The following is a 19,776-nucleotide window of genomic DNA, read 5'->3' as shown; positions in this document are numbered from 1 at the left end:
CACCTCAATCCGGACGTTGCAAGGGGGCGAACCCGCCTTGGAGCTCATGCCTTCGGCTCACGCCGACACTTTTGCCCGGGACCACCTGCCGCCCGCACACGCCTGGCCGCAGTTGCTGTTCGAACTGCCCGAACTGGCCTACCCCGACCGGCTGAATTGCGGGGCCGAGCTGCTCGACGCCACCATCGCGCGGTTCGGGGCGGACCGGCCGGCCTTCCGCAGCGGCTCGGGCGAGGTGTGGTCGTACGGGGAACTGCGCGAGCGCGTCGACCGCCTGGCCCACGTCCTCACCGTCGACCTCGGGGTGGTCCCCGGCAACCGGGTGCTGCTGCGCGGACCCACCGGACCTTGGCTCGCCGCGTGCTGGCTGGCGGTCATGAAGGCGGGCGCGGTGGCCGTCACCGTACTGGCCCAGCAGCGGGCGCAGGAGCTGGCCACCGTCTGCGCGATGGCCCGGGTGCGGCACGCCGTGTGCCATGTGAGCGCCCTCGACGACCTGGCCAGGGCCGATGTCCCCGGACTGCGCATCACCGCGTACGGCGGTGAGGCACCGGACGACCTGTTGCGGCTGGCCGAGGCCCACCCGGAGCCGTACGAGGCGGTGGGGACCTCCGCCGACGACGTGGCGCTGATCGCCTTCACCTCCGGGACCACGGGCCGCCCCAAGGGCTGCATGCACTTCCACCGGGACCTGCTGGCCGTGGCCGACACCTTCTCGGCCGGTGTGCTGCGGCCCCGCCCCGACGACGTGTTCGCGGGCAGTCCCCCGCTCGGGTTCACCTTCGGGCTCGGCGGGCTGGTGGTGTTCCCGCTGCGGGCCGGCGCCTGCGCGCTGCTGCTGGAGCAGGCGGCGCCCCGGGTGCTGCTGCCGGCGCTCGCCGAACACCGGGTGACCGTGCTGTTCACCGCGCCCACCGCCTACCGGTCGATGCTGGACACGCTCGGGCCGTACGACGCGGGCGCCTACGACCTGTCCGCGCTGCGCCGCTGCGTGTCGGCGGGCGAGAACCTGCCCGAGGCGACCTGGCGGGCCTGGTACGAGCGCACGGGCCTGCGGATCATCAACGGCATCGGGGCGACCGAGCTGCTGCACATCTTCATCTCGGCGGCGGACGAGGACATCCGACCCGGTACGACCGGCCGGGTGGTGCCGGGCTGGGAGGCCCGGGTGGTGGACCCCTCGGGGCGACCGGTCGCGGACAACGAGCCGGGGCTGCTGGCGGTGCGCGGGCCGGTGGGCTGCCGCTACCTGGCCGACCCCCGGCAGGGCGAGTACGTGCGGGACGGCTGGAACCTGACCGGAGACACCTACGTCCGCGATCCGGAGGGCTATTTCCGGTACGTCGCCCGCGCCGACGACATGATCATCTCCTCGGGGTACAACATCGCGGGTCCGGAGGTCGAGGAGGCCATGCTGCGTCACCCGGACGTGGTGGAGGCGGCGGTCGTCGGCCGGCCGGACGAGCGGCGCGGGCAGGTCGTGGTGGCGTACACCGTGCTGCGGGACGGGGTGGTGCTGACCGAGGAGGCGCTGCGGACCTTCGTGCGCGGTGAGCTGGCCCCGCACAAGTGCCCGCGTTCCTTCGTCTTCCTGCCGGCGCTGCCGCGAACGGCGACCGGCAAACTCCAACGGTTCCGGCTGCGCGATCTAGAGTGAACCCGTGGCCGAGCAGCACACTCCGCGATCTCTGATCGTCACCTTCTACGGCGCCTACGGACGGTCCTTCGAGGGTCCCGTACCGGTGTCCGCCCTGGTCCGCCTGCTGGGCGCGGCCGGGGTCGACGCGCCCTCCGTCCGTTCCTCGGTGTCCCGCCTGAAACGGCGCGGGTTCCTGGAGCCCGCGCGGGCGGCGGACGGCGCGGCCGGGTACGTCCTGTCCGATGAGGCCCGTCAGCTGCTGGAGGACGGCGACCGGCGGATCTACGGCCGCGTCCCCGTCTCGGAGGAGTGGCTCGTCGCGGTCTTCTCCGTCCCGGAGCAGGAACGGCACAAGCGGCACCTGCTGCGGTCCCGGCTGGCCCGGCTGGGTTTCGGGGCCGTCGCGCCCGGCGTCTGGATCGCCCCCGCGCACCTGGCGGGGGAGACCGGCCACACCCTGGAGCGCCTGCACCTGACGGCGTACGTGGAGCTGTTCCGCGGCGGCCACCTCGGCTTCGCCCCGACGGCCGAGGCCGTTGCCCGCTGGTGGGACCTGGCGGCGCTGGCCAAGCAGCACGAGGAGTTCCTCGACCTGCACGAACCTGCCCTACGGGCCCTGCAGCCCGGCGCCGGGCCCGGCCCGGAGGAGGCCTACCGGACGTACCTCCTGGCGCTGGACACCTGGCGGCGGCTGCCGTACGCGGACCCCGGGCTGCCGCGCGAGCTGCTGCCCGCCGACTGGCCGGGCGACCGGGCGGCGGCGGTCTTCGCCGAGCTCCACGCGCGGCTGCGCGACACGGGCGCGCTGTTCGTGCGGGAGTGACGCCTCCCTGACGCGTACGGGGTGCGGGGTGGGCGAGGTTCGGGGGGGGCGCGCGCCAGGTGCGGCGGTGGGCGCGGCGGTGGCGCCGCCCCCGGCCCGTGCCCGCTTTCCGGCCCGCCGGCGCCGCGCGGAAACTCCGGTGCGCGGGCCCCGCGGGGCCCGGCACGATGGGGCATGACATGGACCTTCAGCAATGATCTGGCGGCCTATCAGGCCGTCGCGCGCCCGGCCGTGGCCGCGCAGCCCGTACTCAACACCGTCCTGCTGACCGTCGCCGACTCGCTGGAGCGGCGCGGCCTCCACGCCCACGGCCCCGCCGACCCCGTCTTCGGTTGGTGGACGGGGCCCGACGGGGCCGTCTCCGGCGGAGTGCTGTGCACGCCGCCGTTCCCCCTGCTGCTCGGCGCGCTGCCCCCGGAGGCCGTACTCGCGCTGAGCGCCGCCCTCGTGTCGGAGCCGCTGCTCGCGGGGGTCGCCGGCATCGACGCACGCAGCCCTGACGCGCGGACCCTGGCCGGGGCCTGGGGGAAGCCGGTCCGGGTCGTGGAGGAGATCCGGCTGTACCGGCTGGACACCCTGGCCGCCCCGGACCCGCGACCGGCGGGGCGGGCCCGGCCCGCGCGGGAGGCGGACCTGGCGCTGCTCCTGGAGTGGGTCGAGGAGTTCAACCGGGAGGTCGACAGCCCCGGAACGGCCTCCCCGACGGCCCTGCGCGACCGGATCGCGTACGGCGGGTTCCTGCTGTGGGAGCACGCGGGCACCCCGGTGTCCGTGGCGGGCTTCTCCCGCCCGATCGGCTCCGCCTCCCGGATCGGCCCGGTGTACACGCCGCCGGGGGAACGCGGCCGGGGCTACGCCACGGGGGTGACGCACGCCGCGACCGAGGGGGCGCGGGCGGCCGGGGCGCGCGAGGTGCTGCTCTTCACCGACCTGGCGAACCCCACCAGCAACGGCGTCTACCAGCGGCTCGGCTACGTCCCGTGCGACGACCGGCTCCGGCTCGAAGCGGTGTGAACGCGTGCCGTCGGGTCCTCAGCCCCGGCCCGTCGGCGGTTTGCGGCTGCCCGCGCGGTACGGGTCGGGCCAGGGGGCGGCCGGGCCGGCGTAGTCCTGGTCGGCGGCCGCGTGCAGGGTCCAGTTCGGGTCGTAGAGGTGGGGGCGGCCGACCGCGCACAGGTCGGCGCGGCCCGCGAGGAGCAGGGAGTTGACGTCGTCCCAGGAGGAGATGGCGCCGACCGCGATGACGGGGACGCCGAGGGCGTTGCGGATCCGGTCGGCGTGCGGGGTCTGGTAGGAGCGCCCGTACTCGGGCTGTTCGTCGGCCACGACCTGGCCCGTGGACACGTCCACGGCGTCGGCGCCGTGGGCGGCGAACGCGGCGGCGATCCGCTCGGCCTCCTCGGGCGTGGTGCCGCCGGGGGCCCAGTCGGTCGCGGAGAGGCGGACCGTCATGGGCCGGTCCTGCGGCCAGACCTCGCGGACGGCGTCGAAGACCTCCAGCGGGAACCGCAGCCGGTTCTCCAGGGGGCCGCCGTAGGCGTCGTCGCGGTGGTTGGTGAGCGGGGACAGGAACCCGGACAGCAGGTAGCCGTGCGCGCAGTGCAGTTCCAGCAGGTCGAAGCCGCAGTCCGCGGCGCGTACGGCGGCCGCCGCGAACTCGGAGCGGATCGCGCCGAGGTCGTCGGTGGCGAGGGCGCGCGGAAGGGCGGACACGCCCGGTTTCCAGGGCAGGGCCGAGGCCGCGACGAGCGGCCAGTTGTCCTGTGGGAGGGGTTCGTCCATGCCCTCCCACATCACGCGCGTCGAGCCCTTGCGGCCGGAGTGGCCGAGCTGGACGCCCAGGGCCGCGCCGGGTGCGGAGGTGTGCACGAAGTCCACGATCCGCTTCCAGGCGGTGGCCTGCTCCGCCGTCCACAGGCCGGCGCAGGCGGGCGTGATGCGGCCTTCGGGGCTCACGCAGACCATCTCGGTCATGACGAGTCCGGCGCCGCCCAGGGCCCGCGCTCCCAGGTGCACCAGGTGGAAGTCCCCGGGCACCCCGTCGCGCGCGGAGTACATGTCCATGGGCGAGACGACGACGCGGTTGCGCAGGGTCAGCCCGCGCAGGGTGAACGGGGTGAACATCGGCGGTGTTCCCGTGCCGCGCGGGTCCTGCGGGTCCTGCTGCGGGCAGCCGAAGTCCCGTTCCACCGCGCGGGTGAAGCGGGGGTCGCGCAGCCTGAGGTTGTCGTGGGTGACGCGCCGGCTCCGGGTGAGCAGGTTGAAGGCGAACTGCCGGGCGGGCTGGCCGACGTAGGAGTCGATCTCCTCGAACCAGCGCATGCTGGCGGCGGCCGCCCGCTGGGTGCTGGCCACGGCGGGGCGCCGGACCTCCTCGTACGCCGCGAGGGCTTCCGGTACGCCGCGTCCGCCGGCGCGCGCCGGCGCCAGGGCGTCGGCGAGGGCGAGGGCGTCCTCGACGGCGAGTTTGGTGCCGGAGCCGATGGAGAAGTGGGCGGTGTGCGCGGCGTCGCCGACCAGGGCGACGTTGCCGTGCGACCACTGCCCGCAGACGACGGTCGGGAAGCGGGTCCACGCCGAGCGGTTGCCGCGCAGGGGCCGTCCCCGCAGGGCGTCGGCGAAGGTCTTGGCGCAGCGGGCCGCCGACTCGTCCTCGTCGCAGAGGTCGAACCCGGCCGCGCGCCACACCTCCTCGCGCATCTCGACGATCACGGTGGAGGCGTCGGCGGAGTACGGGTAGGCGTGCAGCTGCATGACGCCGTGCTCGGTCTCGGCGATCTCGAAGCGGAACGCGTCGAAGGCGAAGTCGGCGGCGAGCCAGATGTAGCGGCAGCGTCCTTCGGTGACGGTGGGCCGGAAGTGCGCGGCGCCGCTGGTGCGGGTGGCGCTGTGCACCCCGTCCGCGGCGACGACCAGGTCGTGGGTCGCGGCGAGGGCGAAGGCGTCGGGGGCGTCGGCACGGAAGCGCAGGCGGACCCCGAGGCCGGCGCAGCGCTCGTGCAGGATCTCCAGCAGCCGGCGCCGGCCCAGCGCCGCGAAGCCGTGGCCTCCGGAGGTGAGCAGCCGGCCGCGGTGCACCACGTCCACGTCGTCCCAGCGGACGAACTCGGCGCCGAGCGCGGCGTGGACGACGGTGTCGGCCCGTTCGATGCCGCCCAGGGTCTCGTCGGAGAGGACGACGCCGAAGCCGAAGGTGTCGTCGGGGGCCCGGCGTTCCCAGACCTCGACGGAGTGGCCCTGCCGGGCCAGGAGTGCGGCGGTGTAGAGACCGCCCGGTCCCCCGCCGACGACGGCCACCCGCAGGGCGCTCGTGGTCATCCGGCTACCTGCCCTTCCACTCCGGCGGGCGCTTCCCGGTGAAGGCCGCGTGGAACTCCGCGTAGTCCTGACCGTGCATGAGGAGGGCCTGCGTGTTGGCGTCCAGCTCGACCGACGCGGCCAGCGGCATGTCGAGTTCCGCGGTCAGCAGCGCTTTGGTCTGGGCGTGGGCGAGGGCGGGTCCGGCGGCGAGTCGGGCGGCCAGTTCGGCGGCGCGGGCGTCCGCCTTGCCCTCGTCGACGAGTTCGCTGAGCAGCCCGATCCGCTCCGCCTCGGGGGCCCGTACGGGTTCCCCGAGCATGAGGAGTCGGGTGGCGTGGCCGAGGCCGACGACCCGGGGCAGCAGGTAGGCGGCGCCCATGTCGCCGCCGGAGAGTCCGACCCGGGTGAAGAGGAACGCGAAGCGGGCGGTGGGGTCGGCGATCCGGAAGTCGGCGGCGAGGGCGAGGACGGCGCCGGCGCCGGCCGCCACCCCGTGCACGGCGGCGATCACCGGGAAGGGGCATTCGCGCACGGCGCGGACCACCTGGCCGGTCATCCGGTTGAAGTCGAGGAGTTCGGCGGTGTCCATGGCGAGGGTGGCGCCGATGATCTCGTCCACGTCTCCGCCGGAGCAGAAGCCGCGCCCCTCGCCGGCCAGGACGAGGGCTCGCACGGAGCGTTCGCGGGACAGTTCGGCGAGCAGGTCGCGCAGGTCGGCGTAGGCGCCGAAGGTGAGCGCGTTCAGCTTCTCGGGGCGGTCGAGGGTGACGGTGGCCACGCCGTCCTGCCGGGTCACCCGCAGGTGGCGCCACCGTTCGGTCGCTGGTGTGGAACCGGTGAAGGGGCTCACGGAACCGACGGTATCACCGACTCTTGACTGCCGTCACAGAAACGCGACAGATGGGTTGCGGGCGCCGGGCGTGACGAAGGTCCCGCCCGCCGGAGACCGTGGTTGCCCTCCGTTCGGTCGGGGTGCCCTACGGGGCGCCGACGGGGGTTCGTATGGTTGAAAGCGGGAGTTCCCTTCCCCGCGACCGGGCAGCCCCTCCTGCGCCGGGACGATCCGCCTCGCGAGCCATCGCACCCCACGGAAACGGAGGCCTGCCGTGCCCGATCCCGCCACCTGGCGGATCGCCCTCCCGCACACGGTCGCCGCCGTGCCCCTCGCCCGGGCCCTGGTCCGGACCGCGCTCACGGAGGCCGAACCGGCCGCCGACAGCGACACCGCGGAACTGCTGACGGCCGAGCTGGTCGCCAACGCCGTGGAGCACACCGCCGAGGGCGCCGGGATCGAGCTGGTCGTGGAACTGCTGGCGAACGGCTGCCAGGTCGAGGTCCACGACGGGGACCCGTACCCGCCGGGCGACCTGACGGCCCGCCCGGACGACACGCACCCGGACCCCTGGCAGGAGCACGGCCGCGGCCTGCTGCTGATCCGGACGCTGAGTTCCGACTGCGGCCACCGCCGCACCGCTCACGGCAAGGCCGTCTGGTTCACCCTCCTGGCGCGCCCCGCGGCGGGCGCCGGCGCCCGCGTCCCGCGGCCCCGCGCATGACTATGCGAGCGGCTTCGCGAGCGTGGCCACCAGGACGGCCTTGATCGTGTGGAGCCGGTTCTCGGCCTGGTCGAAGACGACGGAGTGCGCCGACTCGAAGACCTCGTCCGTGACCTCCAGCGAGTCCAGGCCGTACCGCTCGTGCACGTCGCGCGCGACCTCGGTTCCGAGGTCGTGGTAGGCGGGCAGGCAGTGGAGGAACCTCACGTCCGGGTTGCCCGTCGCCCGCAGCACGTCCATCGTGACGGCGTACGGGGCCAGCGCCTGGATCCGCTCGGCCCAGACCTCCTTGGGCTCGCCCATGGAGACCCACACGTCGGTGGCCACGAAGTCGGCCTGCGCCACACCCTCGGCGACGTCCTCGGTGAGGGTGATCCGGGCCCCGGAGGCGGCGGCCAGCTCGCGGGCCCGCGCGACGACGGCCTCGGCCGGCCAGTACTCCTTCGGCGCGACGATCCGTACGTCGATGCCCAGCAGCGCGCCGGTCACCAGGTAGGAGTTGCCCATGTTGAAGCGGGCGTCGCCGAGGTAGGCGAACGCGGTCCGCTCCAGGGGCTTCGTACCGTGTTCGGTGATGGTGAGCACGTCGGCGAGCATCTGGGTGGGGTGCCAGTCGTTCGTCAGGCCGTTGAAGACGGGCACGCCGGCGTGGGCGGCGAGCTCCTCGACCGCGTCCTGGCTGTCGCCCCGGTACTCGATCCCGTCGAACATCCGGCCGAGGACGCGCGCCGTGTCGCGGACGGACTCCTTGTGTCCCATCTGGGAGCCGGAGGGGTCCAGGTACACGGTGCCGGCGCCCTGGTCGGCGGCGGCGACCTCGAAGGCGCAGCGGGTGCGCGTGGAGGTCTTCTCGAAGATCAGCGCGATGTTCCTGCCCGCCAGGCGCCGCTCCTCGGTCCCGGCCTTCTTCGCCGCCTTGAGCTCGGCCGCCAGCTCGACCAGGCCGCGGAACTCGGCGGCGGTGAAGTCGAGCTCCTTGAGGAAACTGCGGCCGAAGAGGTCGGTGGCCATGGGGACTCTCCAGTGTGACGCTGACAGGGGATGATGGAAGTCTATACGATCCCCTGTATTGATATACAGAGCCCTGTGGGGGGCGGGCCGGCGGGCCGGTGGAGTTCAGACAGCGTCCCGCTCGACCGGGCAGCTCATGCACCGCGGCCCGCCGCGGCCACGGCCCAGCTCGCTGCCCGGGATCTCGATCACCTCGATGCCCTCCCGGCGCAGGTGTGTGTTGGTGGTCACGTTCCGCTCGTACGCGACGACCACCCCCGGTTCGACGGCCAGCACGTTGCAGCCGTCGTCCCACTGCTCGCGCTCCGCCGAGTGCACGTCCTGCGTGGCCGTGAGGACGCGGATCTTGCCGAGCCCGAGGGCCTCCGCGATCGCCTTGTGCATGTGCTCCGGCGCGTGGTCGCTCACCCGGAGCCCGCGGCCCCCCTCCCCCGGCCGGATCGTGTAGGAGCGGAGCATGCCCAGTCCCGCGTACTGGGTGAAGGTGTCCGCGTCGACCATCGTCATCACCGTGTCGAGGTGCATGAAGGCCCGCCGCTTGGGCATGTCGAGCGCGACGATGACGGTCGCCGACCCGGCGGCGAACAGGCCCCGCGCGAGCATCTCCACCGCCTGCGGGGTGGTGCGCTCGCTCATCCCGATCAGCACGGCGCCGTTCCCGATGACCAGGACGTCCCCGCCCTCGATCGTCGACGGGTAGTCGGACTGGCCCTGCGACCAGTAGTGGAAGGCGCCGGAACCGGTGAACAGCGGGTGGTACCGGTAGATCGCCTCGAAGTGCACGGTCTCGCGCTGCCGGGCCGGCCAGCGCATCGCGTTGATCGACACCCCGTCGTAGATCCAGGCGGAGGTGTCCCGCGTGAAGAGGTGGTTGGGCAACGGCCCCAGCAGGAAGTCGTCGAGGTCCATCGCGTGGAAGCGCACCGACACCGGTTCGGAGTGCCGCTCCAGGAACTCCCGCTTGGTCATGCCGCCGACGAGCGCCTCGGCGAGGTCGGCCGCGGAGAGCCCCTCGAACGCCGCCCTCAGGTGGCTGGTGGCGAGCGGCCCGTACTCCTTCTCGTCGAAGACCCGGTCCAGTACGAGGTGTCTGGCCTCGGGGACGCCGAGGGAATCGCGCAGCAGGTCGCCGAACAGGTGCACGGCGACGCCCCGGTCGCGGAGCACGTCGGCGAAGCCGTCGTGTTCCTGACGGGCCCTGCGCACCCACAGCACGTCGTCGAAGAGCAGGGCGTCCTTGTTGCTCGGTGTGAGCCGCTTCAGCTCCAGGTCGGGCCGGTGGAGGATGACGCGGCGAAGCCGCCCGGTCTCGGAGTCGACATGGAATCCCATGCCCTACACGTTCCCAGACCGGGCTGCTTTTCGAACACGCTGCGGTCGGGCGGTCTCAGCGCAGGCCGAGGAGCGCGGTCGGGGCGCCGATCAGCTCCGGGGTGGTGAGCCCCAACTTGGGCGTCGTCAGGTTCGGAATCCCGTAGTTGCTGCCGTCCGGCATCGTCAGCGGGGCACCGACGATCGCACCGGGACCACGGGCCAGCAGGGTCGTCGCCGGGGACTCCAGGGAACCCTCGCCGTCCGTCTCGGGAGTGCCCGCCAGGTTCGGCACGGGCGAGGTGACGTTGGTGCCGCCGAGGTCGGTACCGACGGGCACCACCGGGATCAGCGGGGTCGGGAGCAGGTCGCCGGTGTGGTGGCGGGGCGCCTCGGGGGCACCGACGATCGGGACGGGCACCGAGGTGGCCACGCGGGGGGCGGCCACGCCCAGCGTGGTCTCCACGGCGTCCAGCGGGACACCCACCGGAACCGACTGGGCGACGGCCGGTGAGGCCGCACCGGCCGCGGCCATACAGGTCATGAGTGCCGCAAGGCTTCCGCGCGCGGTCATCTTCATAAGTGACGTTCCGTCCTTCCAGGGTCGCGGACATTCCGCTGCCCTGGATGAACGATCCCGCCGGGGGTTTCCCCGGCGTTCTCCGCGGAAGTTCCCCCATACGGCCTACTTCGCGGGCATCGCGTGTACGGGGCCGGGCGCGGCCGCGTAAGGGCCGACGCGCAGATCCGGTCCGCGCGTCCCGGGCGCCTCCACCCCGGCAGCAGCCGCGCGTCGTGGTCGTGACCGCTGCCGACGGGGGGAACGGTAGGGGACCGGCTCGTCGGTGAACAGTCCGGCGGCCGCCGGTCGTTCTCCCACCGCACCCCGGCGAACCGTTCCTCCGGAGCTCGTTCGCGTCGTACACGGCGCCCGGAGCGGGGGCGGCCCGCCCGGAGCCGCCAGGGCCTGTCCCGCCGCCGGCGGGACGACCCGCCGGCCGGACCCGGGGCCCGGACCGTGTCCGGGTCCCGCTCCGGGCGCCGGCCGGTGTCCCGCGCCCTCACAGGCGGGGGTCGACCGGCTCCGACTCCAGGGCCAGCACCGCGAAGACCGCCTCGTGGACCCGCCACAGCGGTTCCCCGGCCGCCAGCCGGTCCAGGGCCTCCAGCCCCAGCGCGTACTCGCGCAGGGCGAGGGAGCGCTTGTGCCCGAGGAACCGGCCGCGCAGCCGCTCCAGGTGGTCGGGGCGCGTGTACTCCGGACCGTAGATGATCCGCAGGTACTCACGGCCGCGGACCTTGATGCCGGGCTGGACCAACCGGCCCTTGCCGTCCCGGGCGTAGGCCTGGAGCGGCTTGACGACCATGCCCTCGCCGCCCGTCGCCGTCAGGTCGAGCCACCAGTCGGTGGCCGCCTTCACCGACGCCTCGTCGCCGGTGTCCACGAACACCCTGCCGGTGCGGCGCAGCAAGCCGGTGCCGGCGTTCTCGTCCGCCGCCGCGAGCCGGTCCAGCCAGGCCAGCTGCTCGTCGTGGGGTACCGCCGCCAGGGAACGCCCGGCCGTCGCGAGCAGCTGGAACGGAGCGAACCGTACGCCGTCCAGACCGTCGGTGGTCCAGCAGTAGCGCCGGTACGCCTCGGTGAAGGCGGCGGCGTCGGCGGCCCTGCCCCGCTGCCGCTCCAGCAGGGGGCCGGTCTCGACGCCCCGGGCTGCGGCCGCCTCCAGTGCGGCCACGGCGTCCGGGAGGACGGTGCGCGAGGCCGCGCCGACGGCGGCGTACTGGTTGCGGAGCAGGCCGGTGGACTTCAGCGACCAGGGCAGCAGCTCCCCGTCGATGAGCAGCCAGTCGGTGTCGAGCTCCTCCCAGAGCCCGGCGGCGTCGACCGCGCCGCGCAGCCGGCCGAGGAACTCCTCGGTGACCTCCGCCTCCTGGAAGAAGGGCCGGCCGGTGCGGGTGTAGAGGGAGCCGGTGACTCCGCCGTCCACGCCGAACTTCTCGCGCGCCACGTCGGCGTCGCGGCACAGCAGGACGGTGGCCCGGGAGCCCATGTGCTTCTCCTCGCACACGACCCGCTCGATGCCGTCCGCGCGGTACTGGGCGAAGGCCTCGGCCGGGTGCTCCAGGAAGGACCCGTCGGCGGTTGCGTCGCGGGCGTCCTCCTTCGCGGTCGCGGTCGGCGCCATGGTCGGCGGGAGGTAGGGCACGAGCCTCGGGTCCACGGCGAAGCGGCTCATGACCTCCAGGGCGGCGGCCGCGTTCTCCTCGCGGACAGTGATGTTGCCCAGGTGCCCGGTCTCCACGACGCGGCGCCCGTGGACGTCGGCGAGGTCGAGCGGACGACCGTCGTGGCCGCCCGGCGCCTCGGTGGCGAGCGGCTTGACCGGCTCGTACCAGACCTTCTCGGCCGGTACGTCGACCAGTTCGCGCTCCGGCCAGCGCAGGGCGGTCATCCGACCGCCGAAGACGGCTCCGGTGTCGAGGCAGATGGTGTTGTTGATCCAGGTGGTGTCCGGGACGGGGGTGTGGCCGTAGACGACGACGGCCTTGCCGCGGTAGTCCTCGGCCCACGGGTAGCGCACGGGCAGGCCGAACTCGTCGGTCTCGCCGGTGGTCTCGCCGTAGAGGGCGTGCGAGCGGACCCGGCCGGAGGTCCGGCCGTGGTACTTCTCGGGCAGCCCCGCGTGGCAGACCACCAGCCGGCCGCCGTCGAGGACGTAGTGGCTGACCAGGCCGGCGATGAACTCCCGTACCTCCTTGACGAACTCCTCCGGCTCCCGGTCGAGCTGCTCGATCGTCTCGGCGAGGCCGTGGGTCCGCTGGACCTTGGAGCCCTTCAGGTGACGGCCGAGCTTGTTCTCGTGGTTCCCGGGGACACAGAGGGCGTGGCCCGCCTTGACCATGCCCATGACCCGGCGCAGGACGCCGGGGCTGTCCGGGCCGCGGTCGACGAGGTCGCCGACGAAGACGGCGGTGCGGCCCTCGGGGTGGACGCCGTCGCGGTAACCGAGCTTGCCGAGCAGGGTCTCCAGCTCGGAGGAACAGCCGTGGATGTCACCGATGATGTCGAAGGGACCGGTGAGGTGGGTGAGGTCGTTGAAGCGCTTCTCCAGCACCACCTCGGCCGACTCGACCTCCTCCACCGAGCGCAGCACGTGTACCTTGCGGAAGCCCTCGCGCTCCAGTCCGCGCAGCGAACGGCGCAGCTCGCCGCGGTGCCGCTGGATGACCCGGCGCGGCAGTCCGGCCCGGTCGGGGCGGGCGGCGTTGCGTTCGGCGCAGACCGCCTCGGGCATGTCGAGGACGATGGCGATGGGCAGCACGTCGTGCTCGCGGGCCAGGGCGACGAGCCCCCGGCGCGCCTCGGCCTGGACGCTGGTGGCGTCGACGACGGTCAGGCGTCCGGCGGCGAGGCGCTTGCCGGCGATGTAGTGCAGGACCTCGAAGGCGTCCTTGCTCGCGCTCTGGTCGTTCTCGTCGTCGGCGACCAGGCCGCGGCAGTAGTCGGAGGAGAGGACCTCGGTCGGCTTGAAGTGCTTGCGGGCGAAGGTGGACTTGCCCGATCCGGTGGCCCCGATCAGCACGACGAGGGACAGGTCGGTGACGGGAAGTACGCGACGGGTGTCGCGGGGGGTCTCGGTGACGCTCATGCCGCCTCGCCCTCCTTCGGGGTCTCGGTGGTGGTGGTCGTGGGTGTGGTGGCGGTGACGGTTTCGGGGGCGCCGTGCGCCTGGGTGAAGACCGCCATCTGGGTCGGCGGCCCGACCTCGGGGTCGTCGTCCCCGACGGGTACGTACGCGACGGTGTACCCGTACCGGCCGGCGACCTCCCCGGCCCAGGTCCGGAACTCCTCGCGGGTCCATTCGAAGCGGTGGTCGCGGTGGCGGACGTGCCCGGCGGGCAGGGACTCCCAGCGGACGTTGTATTCGACGTTCGGGGTGGTCACGAGGACGGTGCGGGGGCGGGCCGAGCCGAAGACTGCGTACTCCAACGCGGGCAGCCTCGGCAGGTCGAGGTGCTCGATGACCTCGCTGAGCACCGCCGCGTCGTAGCCGACGAGCCGCTTGTCGGTGTAGGCGAGCGAGCCCTGCAGGAGCTTGACGCGGGAGGCCTGCCGCTCCCCCATCCGCTCCAGCCGCAGCCGCCCGGCGGCCGTGCCCAGCGCCCGCATCGACACGTCGACGCCGACGATCTCGGTGAACGAGACGTCCTTGAGCAGTGCCTGGACCAGCTGTCCCTGGCCGCAGCCCAGGTCGAGGACCCGGGTCGCGCCGGCGGCGCGCAGCGCGGTCAGGACGGCGTCCCGCCGCCGCACCGCGAGCGGCACCGGCCGGTCCTCGGTGTCCCGGGACTCGTCGACGGCGTTGTCGATCTCCTCCACCTCGCTGCCGTCGGCCTCGGCCAGGCGGGCCAGTTCCAGGCGCTCCAGGGCGTCCTGGGTGAGCCGCTTGTGGCGGGCCAGGTAGCGGGCGGTGATGAGCGCGTGCTCGGGGTGCGCGGCCAGCCAACCGTCCCCGGCGCGCAGCAGCTTGTCGACCTCGTCGGGGGCGATCCAGTAGTGCTTGGCGTCGTCGAGCACCGGCAGCAGGACGTACAACTGGCGCAGGGCGTCGTCGAGTTTCAGCTCGCCTTCCAGGACGAGGCGCACGTAGCGGCTGTCGCCCCATTCGGGGAACTGCTCGTCGAGCGCGATGGGCTCGGTCCGTACGGTCAGCCAGCCGAGCGGGTCGAAGAGGCGGTGCACCAGCTCGGCGCCGCCCCGGGCCGGCAGGACCGGGATCTCGACGCGCAGCGGGAGCGGCCGCGAGGGCAGTTCCGGCCGGGCGGCGCACACGCCCTTCAGGGCGGTGCGGAACACCCCGCTGAGGGCGACGGCGAGCAGCGAGGAGGCCGCGTAGGGGCGGTCGTTGACGTACTGCGCGAGGGCGGCGTCGGGGGCTCCGCCGCGGCCCTTGCCCCGACCGCGCCGCACGAGTGCGACGGGGTCCACCTCCAGCAGCAGCGCGGCCGTGCACCGCTCCGCCGTGGCCTCGGGGTAGAACACGTGGGCCGTGCCGTGGGAGGTGGAGAACGACTGCGCCTTCCCGGGATGCTTGTGCAGCAGGAAGCCCAGGTCAGTGGCGGGTTTCTCGGTCGAGCCGGTCGCGCTGATCGTCAGGAACATGCGCTTCAGTATGTGTCGCGGCGCGCTCGGGGCCCACTGCTTTTCGCCTCGGTCGGGGGCGGTCGCGCCGGTCGGCCTCCGGCCGGTCGGACGCCCCTTCGGCGGGGGTCGTTCCTCCGGTCAGGGTCGGGTCAGGGCCGGCCCCCTTCGGTCAGGGCCGTGCGCAGTCGTGCGACGCGGGCCGGGGTGATGCGGCAGCAGCCGCCGACGAGCCGGGCTCCGGCACGCTGCCAGGCGTCGGTGGGCCAGGGGCCGCCGGGGGGCGGCGCGTGCCAGGTCCGGGTGGCGGCGTCCCAGACGGAGCCGTCGTTCGGGTAGGCCAGCAGGGGCTTGTCCGTCACCGCGGCGGCCGCTTCGAGGGCGGGCAGCACCTCGGCCGGATCGCAGCAGTTGACGCCGACCGCGATCACCTGGGGGGCCGCGGCGGCGAGGGCGAACGCTTCGGCGAGGGGCTGGCCCGCCCGGGTGCGGCCGGCCGCGACGGTGTAGCTCAACCAGGCCCGGGCCCCCGTCCCGGCCAGTACGTCCACCAGCGCCTCGGCCTCGTCCGTGTCCGGGACGGTCTCCAGGGCCAACACGTCCGGTGCCCCCGGGCCGGGCGCCAGGAGCGCCTCGATCCGGGGGCGGTGGAAGGCGGCCAGTTCGCGCACGGTGAGCCCGTACCGGCCCCGGTACTCGGAACCGTCCGCGAGGACCGCCCCGTACGGACCCACCGAGGCGGCCACCCAGACCTCGTGGTCCGCCGCCCGCGCGGCGGCGTCGGCCAGGGCGACGCCGCGGCGCAGCAGGGCTGCCGCGCGCGGGTGGTCGGGGCCGATCTGGTAGCCGGCCGTGGTCAGTACCTCGGCGCCGGCCCGCGCGTACGCCGTGTGGGCCGCTTCGACCTGGTCCGGGCGTTCGGCGAGGACCCGGCCCGTCCAGAGGTCGCCGGACAGGTCGCAGCCCTGGTCGGCGAGCTGGTTGCTCAACCCGCCGTCCAGGAGCACGGTGCGGTGGGCCAGGGCCGCGGCGAGCGGGCCGGTCGCGCGGGGCATGTCGGTGGGCTCCTTCCGGTCTCAGCCGAGCTGGGACAGCACCCGGGTGGAGATCAGCTCCAGGTGGTCGAGGTCGTCGAGGTCGAGGAGTTGGAGGTAGACGCGGGAGGAGCCGATGGCGGCGTAGGTGCCGAGCTTCTCGACTACCTCGTCCGGCGAGCCGGCCAGACCGTTGGCCTTGAGTTCGTCCACCTCGCGGCCGATGGCGGCGGCCCGGCGGGCGACCTCGGCGTCGTCCTTGCCGACGCACACGACGAGGGCGTTGGAGTAGACGAGTTCGTCGGCCTTGCGGCCCGCCTCGACGGCGGCGTCCCTGACGCGGGCGAACTGCCGGCGGCTGTCCTCGATCGAGGCGAACGGCATGTTGAACTCGTCCGCGTAGCGGGCGGCGAGGCGCGGGGTGCGCTTCGCGCCGTGCCCACCCACGAGGACGGGCACCTTGGCCTGGGCGGGCTTGGGCAGGGCGGGTGAGTTCTCCACCCGGTAGTGCTTGCCCCGGTAGTCGAACGTGGCTCCGGGCGCGGTGGCCCACAGGCCGGTGACGATGGCCAGTTGCTCCTCCAGCCGGGACATCCGCTCCGCGGGGAAGGGGATCCCGTACGCCTTGTGCTCCTCCTCGAACCAGCCGGCGCCCAGGCCGAGCTCGATCCGGCCGCCGGACATCCGGTCGACCTGCGCCACCTGGATCGCGAGGACGCCCGGCAGCCGGAAGGTGCCGGCCGTCATCAGCGTGCCGAGCCGGATCCGCTTGGTCTCGCGGGCCAGGCCCGCGAGGGTGATCCAGGCGTCCGTGGGGCCGGGCAGGCCGTCGGCGGAGCCCATCCGCAGGTAGTGGTCGGAGCGGAAGAACGCGTCGAAGCCCAGGTCCTCGGTGGCCTTGGCGACGGTCAGGAGGGTCTCGTAGTCGGCGCCCTGCTGGGGTTCGGTGAAAATGCGAAGATCCATGCCCCCATCCTGCCCGTCCCCCTCCCCCGCCGGGTGAATCCGCGTCAACCGGACGCGGCGCCCTCGGGCCCGCCAGTGACCAGCACGGATGGGGATCGTTGGCTCGGACGGAGCCGGACCGCCGGCCCGCGCGCCGGCGGCTCACCGTCCGGCGCGTCCACCGCCCCCCTCCCGCTGGGAGGGGCCAGGGCCGAGGAGGCCGCCATGTCCCAAGAGGCCGTGCCGGGAACCCGCCACCAGACCGGACCGACCGGACGGGCAGCACACGACCACGCACTCCAGGAGTCCCCGGTACCCGGCCAGGGCGGTGCGCCGAAGGGGCTGCTCCAGCAGATGGAGGAGCTGATGGCGGCGCTGAACGCCGACCTGTCGCAGCTCGACGCGGACCTCCAGCACTCCGCGGACCGCACCTCCCCGACCGCCCGGCCGGCTCCGGGCCACCACACGTACGAGGGCGAGCGCCACTGAGACCGGTCGTTCCGACCGTGCGGGGTCCCGTCGCGCGCGGCGGGACCCCTACTCGCACCCGCACGCACCCGAGCCGTGCCCGCACCCACGCGAACCCCGCACCCGCCGTGCCCGCACCCACCCGAACCCCGCACCCGCCGAGCCCGCACGCACGCGAACCCCGCGCCCGCTCGACCTTCCTGGCGCGGGCACCGCCCGTCGGCCCGACGCTCTCAGGCGACGCCCGAGGCCGATCCGCGTTCCCGGACGGTCATCCGGCGCAGCAGTGCCCGTACCCGGTCGCTCGATTCGTCCGCCGCGTCGATGGATTCCATGGACTGCCAGTACAGGCTCTCGTCGTCCGTCCCGCAGGCCACCCCGACGAGTGCTATGCCGACCTCACCGAGCAGCGCCTGGAGTCCCAGGAGCGCCGGCCGTATGTCCGCCACACCGGTCAGTTGCGCCGCCCTCGGTGGCTGCTGCGGCGCCGTGCCCTCGCCCCGCAGTGCGGCCCGGTCGATCACCCCGCAGCCTCTGCCTCCCGCTTCTCCCAGTCCCCGTGCCTCCGCTCTGAGCTCCGGCGGCCCGGTGACCGCCAACCAGCTCCCCACTCCTTGGGCGAGCGCCTGGGCCTGCCAGGCCTCGCTCACGATGTCCCACGCGGCCCCGCTCTGTGCCAGCGCGTGCCGCCCGGCCGCGATGAGCCGTACCGCATCCATATGCCGTCCCCCGTCCGCACGACATCCGCCGTTCTCCACTACCCAGAGTGAAGGCAACGAGCCAGTAAAGCCAGGGGTATTCGGAAATCTGTGGACACAAAACGTGGTTGTGGACGACGCCATCACTCCGAAGAGTGACGATCAGTGGTCGAGGTTCCGGTCACCGGGAAACGGAGTTCGTTCCTCTCGATCTTCGCGGCGAGCGCGTCCAGCACGTCCACCCCCAGGACCTCACAGAATTGCAGCAGATACGCGAGCACGTCGGCCACCTCGTCGGCCACCTTGTGTGCGGTTTCGGGCTTTTCCATCACCGCGGCGGACTGCTCCGGGGTCAACCACTGGAAGATTTCGACCAGTTCCGACGCCTCCACGCTCAGGGCCACGGCCAGGTTCTTGGGCGTGTGGTACGGACCCCAGCCCCGGGCCGCCGCGAACTCGGCGAGCCGTCGTTGCAGCAGGTGGAGCCGCTCCACCTGTGGCAGACCGTGCGGAAGGCCCTGCGGAAGGCCCTGCGGCACCCCCTCGGAAGAGGCGTCGCGGGAGGACTCGTGCCTGCCCGCCCGGGAGCCCGTGGTGAAGTCCTCCGAGCAGTCCGCGGGGAAGTCCTGACTGTCGTCCATGGGTACGGCGTTCATGGGGACAGGTCTACCACCGAGACGCCCGGAAGATCCCGGGCGGTTCCGGCGGTGTCCTCGCCGACGGCTCCGACCAGCCGGATGTGGCCGCGCGCCCCGGAAAGCAGGGCCAGCCGCAGCAGTTCGGCGCTCTGGCGCCGGTCGAGCCCGCGGTCGAGGTCGTCGGCGAGCACGGTCAGCGCCTGCCGGGCGGACAGCAGTTCGGCGGCGGGGTCCACGGCGAGCACGCCGGGGCCGGTGAGCAGGACCAGGGCCAGGGCGAGGAAGCGGAGTTCGCCCGCGGCGAGCCGGCCGAGTTCGGTGGCGGGGCGCCCGGGGCCGCGGTCCAGCAGGCCGGTGACGAGACCCGTGCGGGCGGCCTGGAACGCGCCGAAGGCCCCGTCCCCACCGCCGGGTTCGCCCTCGCAGACCCGTACGTCGAGCGCGGCCACCGGGCCCGCGCACCCGGTGCGGGCCGCCGCGGCGAGCAGGGCGTGCCGGGTGCCGCACTCGTGGCGGGTCCGGCGCAGGACGTCGGCCAGGTTGGCGCAGTCGCCGCGCAGCCGGCCCTCGCCCGGCGTGACGGGTCCGCGCATCCGCTCGGGGCGGGGGTCGCAGGGGAACACCGAGCGCAGCGCGACCACCACCTGCTCGGCCGCGGCCAGGACGCGCCGCTGCCCGGCGGTGGATCCGGCGACGCGCAGGGGCAGCAGGGCGGTGCCGAGCCGGTCGTCGGGCAGCGGGGCGCGGGTGACCCCGACGGCGCCTCCGGTGAACCAGCCGGCCTGGACGGATCGCCGGCGGGGATCGCACAGGGCGGTGCTGAGCAGGATCTGACCGTCCTGCGAGAGCCGTTCGCCGACGACGCGCAGTTCGGGCTCGGCCTGTACGGCGAGGTCGAGGCGGACCGGCCCGACCGGGCCGTCGACGGTGCAGCCGATCCGGAACCCGCGCCGCCCGTCGGCGTCGGGGACGGCCGTTTCGGGGACCCGGGCGACCGGGTCCGGGAACACGTCGTCGAGCGGGCTTCCGCAGCCGAGCCCGGCCAGGGCCTGGTAGGCGGCCAGGGCCTGGGACTTGCCGCTGCCGCTCGGCCCGGCGAAGAGGGTGACGGGCCCGAGCGGGAACACCGCGGCGCGGTGCGCCGCGAAGGCGGACAGCCGTAATTCGGTGACGGTCGGGCGCAGGTGCGCCGGTGCCTCGGACCCGGAGG

17 protein-coding genes are annotated in these 19,776 nt (G+C 73.8%); 5 read left to right on the top strand and 12 right to left on the bottom strand.

Annotated elements, in window-relative coordinates; all coding sequences use genetic code 11:
• Positions 1-46 precede the first annotated feature (46 nt).
• From NOD94_RS29200 to NOD94_RS29190, 3 genes are all read left to right on the top strand, one after another.
• Positions 47-1,657 (top strand): AMP-binding protein, encoded by a 1,611-nt coding sequence (locus NOD94_RS29200; protein WP_281209132.1) that lies wholly within the window; start codon positions 47-49, stop codon positions 1,655-1,657.
• Between the two features lie 4 nt (positions 1,658-1,661).
• Positions 1,662-2,462, top strand: coding sequence for a PaaX family transcriptional regulator C-terminal domain-containing protein (locus tag NOD94_RS29195; protein ID WP_281209131.1), 801 nt, complete (start codon positions 1,662-1,664; stop codon positions 2,460-2,462).
• A 174-nt stretch (positions 2,463-2,636) separates the two neighbouring features.
• Positions 2,637-3,476 carry a GNAT family N-acetyltransferase gene (locus NOD94_RS29190; protein ID WP_281209130.1) on the top strand — a complete coding sequence of 280 codons (840 nt, stop codon included), beginning with the start codon at positions 2,637-2,639 and terminating at the stop codon, positions 3,474-3,476.
• 18 nt (positions 3,477-3,494) lie between these two features.
• Here NOD94_RS29190 and NOD94_RS29185 read toward each other — a convergent pair whose 3' ends face one another.
• On the bottom strand, positions 3,495-5,780 hold the full coding sequence (locus NOD94_RS29185) for a bifunctional salicylyl-CoA 5-hydroxylase/oxidoreductase (protein ID WP_281209129.1): 2,286 nt from the start codon (positions 5,778-5,780) through the stop codon (positions 3,495-3,497).
• Positions 5,781-5,784: 4 nt separating this feature from the next.
• Positions 5,785-6,612 carry an enoyl-CoA hydratase family protein gene (locus NOD94_RS29180; protein WP_281209128.1) on the bottom strand — a complete coding sequence of 276 codons (828 nt, stop codon included), beginning with the start codon at positions 6,610-6,612 and terminating at the stop codon, positions 5,785-5,787.
• Between the two features lie 256 nt (positions 6,613-6,868).
• On the opposite strand from NOD94_RS29180, the gene NOD94_RS29175 reads away from it, so the two are divergent.
• Positions 6,869-7,318, top strand: coding sequence for an ATP-binding protein (locus NOD94_RS29175; RefSeq protein ID WP_281209127.1), 450 nt, complete (start codon positions 6,869-6,871; stop codon positions 7,316-7,318).
• Here NOD94_RS29175 and argF read toward each other — a convergent pair whose 3' ends face one another.
• The 7 genes from argF to NOD94_RS29140 all read right to left on the bottom strand — a co-directional run bounded on the left by argF (position 7,319) and on the right by NOD94_RS29140 (position 16,783).
• Positions 7,319-8,329 carry an ornithine carbamoyltransferase gene (gene argF, locus NOD94_RS29170; RefSeq protein ID WP_281209126.1) on the bottom strand — a complete coding sequence of 337 codons (1,011 nt, stop codon included), beginning with the start codon at positions 8,327-8,329 and terminating at the stop codon, positions 7,319-7,321.
• A gap of 105 nt (positions 8,330-8,434) precedes the next feature.
• Positions 8,435-9,661: an arginine deiminase gene (locus NOD94_RS29165; protein ID WP_281209125.1), complete on the bottom strand. Its 1,227-nt coding sequence runs from the start codon at positions 9,659-9,661 to the stop codon at positions 8,435-8,437.
• Between the two features lie 55 nt (positions 9,662-9,716).
• Positions 9,717-10,184, bottom strand: coding sequence for a hypothetical protein (locus NOD94_RS29160; protein ID WP_281209124.1), 468 nt, complete (start codon positions 10,182-10,184; stop codon positions 9,717-9,719).
• Between the two features lie 517 nt (positions 10,185-10,701).
• Positions 10,702-13,290: a polynucleotide kinase-phosphatase gene (locus NOD94_RS29155; protein ID WP_281209123.1), complete on the bottom strand. Its 2,589-nt coding sequence runs from the start codon at positions 13,288-13,290 to the stop codon at positions 10,702-10,704.
• On the bottom strand, positions 13,287-14,804 hold the full coding sequence (locus tag NOD94_RS29150) for a 3' terminal RNA ribose 2'-O-methyltransferase Hen1 (protein WP_281209122.1): 1,518 nt from the start codon (positions 14,802-14,804) through the stop codon (positions 13,287-13,289). The genes NOD94_RS29155 and NOD94_RS29150 overlap by 4 nt, the downstream gene beginning before the upstream one ends.
• Before the next feature lie 131 nt (positions 14,805-14,935).
• A complete protein-coding gene (gene mmuM, locus NOD94_RS29145) occupies positions 14,936-15,838 on the bottom strand; it encodes a homocysteine S-methyltransferase (RefSeq protein ID WP_281209121.1) in 903 nt (300 codons plus the stop codon).
• Between the two features lie 21 nt (positions 15,839-15,859).
• Complete coding sequence (locus tag NOD94_RS29140; RefSeq protein WP_281209120.1) at positions 15,860-16,783, bottom strand: LLM class F420-dependent oxidoreductase; 924 nt, start codon at positions 16,781-16,783, stop codon at positions 15,860-15,862.
• Between the two features lie 204 nt (positions 16,784-16,987).
• On the opposite strand from NOD94_RS29140, the gene NOD94_RS29135 reads away from it, so the two are divergent.
• Positions 16,988-17,251, top strand: coding sequence for a hypothetical protein (locus NOD94_RS29135; RefSeq protein ID WP_281209141.1), 264 nt, complete (start codon positions 16,988-16,990; stop codon positions 17,249-17,251).
• Between the two features lie 212 nt (positions 17,252-17,463).
• Here the strand turns inward: NOD94_RS29135 and NOD94_RS29130 are convergent, their stop codons facing one another.
• The 3 genes from NOD94_RS29130 to NOD94_RS29120 form a co-directional block, all read right to left on the bottom strand.
• On the bottom strand, positions 17,464-17,949 hold the full coding sequence (locus NOD94_RS29130) for a DUF6099 family protein (RefSeq protein ID WP_281209119.1): 486 nt from the start codon (positions 17,947-17,949) through the stop codon (positions 17,464-17,466).
• A gap of 122 nt (positions 17,950-18,071) precedes the next feature.
• Entirely contained in the window at positions 18,072-18,431 is a 360-nt protein-coding gene (locus NOD94_RS29125) for a nucleotide pyrophosphohydrolase (RefSeq protein WP_281209140.1), read from the bottom strand.
• Positions 18,432-18,580: 149 nt separating this feature from the next.
• Entirely contained in the window at positions 18,581-19,750 is a 1,170-nt protein-coding gene (locus tag NOD94_RS29120) for an ATP-binding protein (RefSeq protein ID WP_281209139.1), read from the bottom strand.
• Between the last annotated feature and the right edge of the window lie 26 nt (positions 19,751-19,776).

Origin of the sequence: Streptomyces sp. Isolate_45, assembly GCF_024721315.2 — a bacterium.
Taxonomy (GTDB): Bacteria; Actinomycetota; Actinomycetes; order Streptomycetales; family Streptomycetaceae; genus Streptomyces.
The sequence above is the reverse complement of the archived record's forward strand: the minus strand, read 5'-3'. Positions and strand labels throughout refer to the sequence as shown.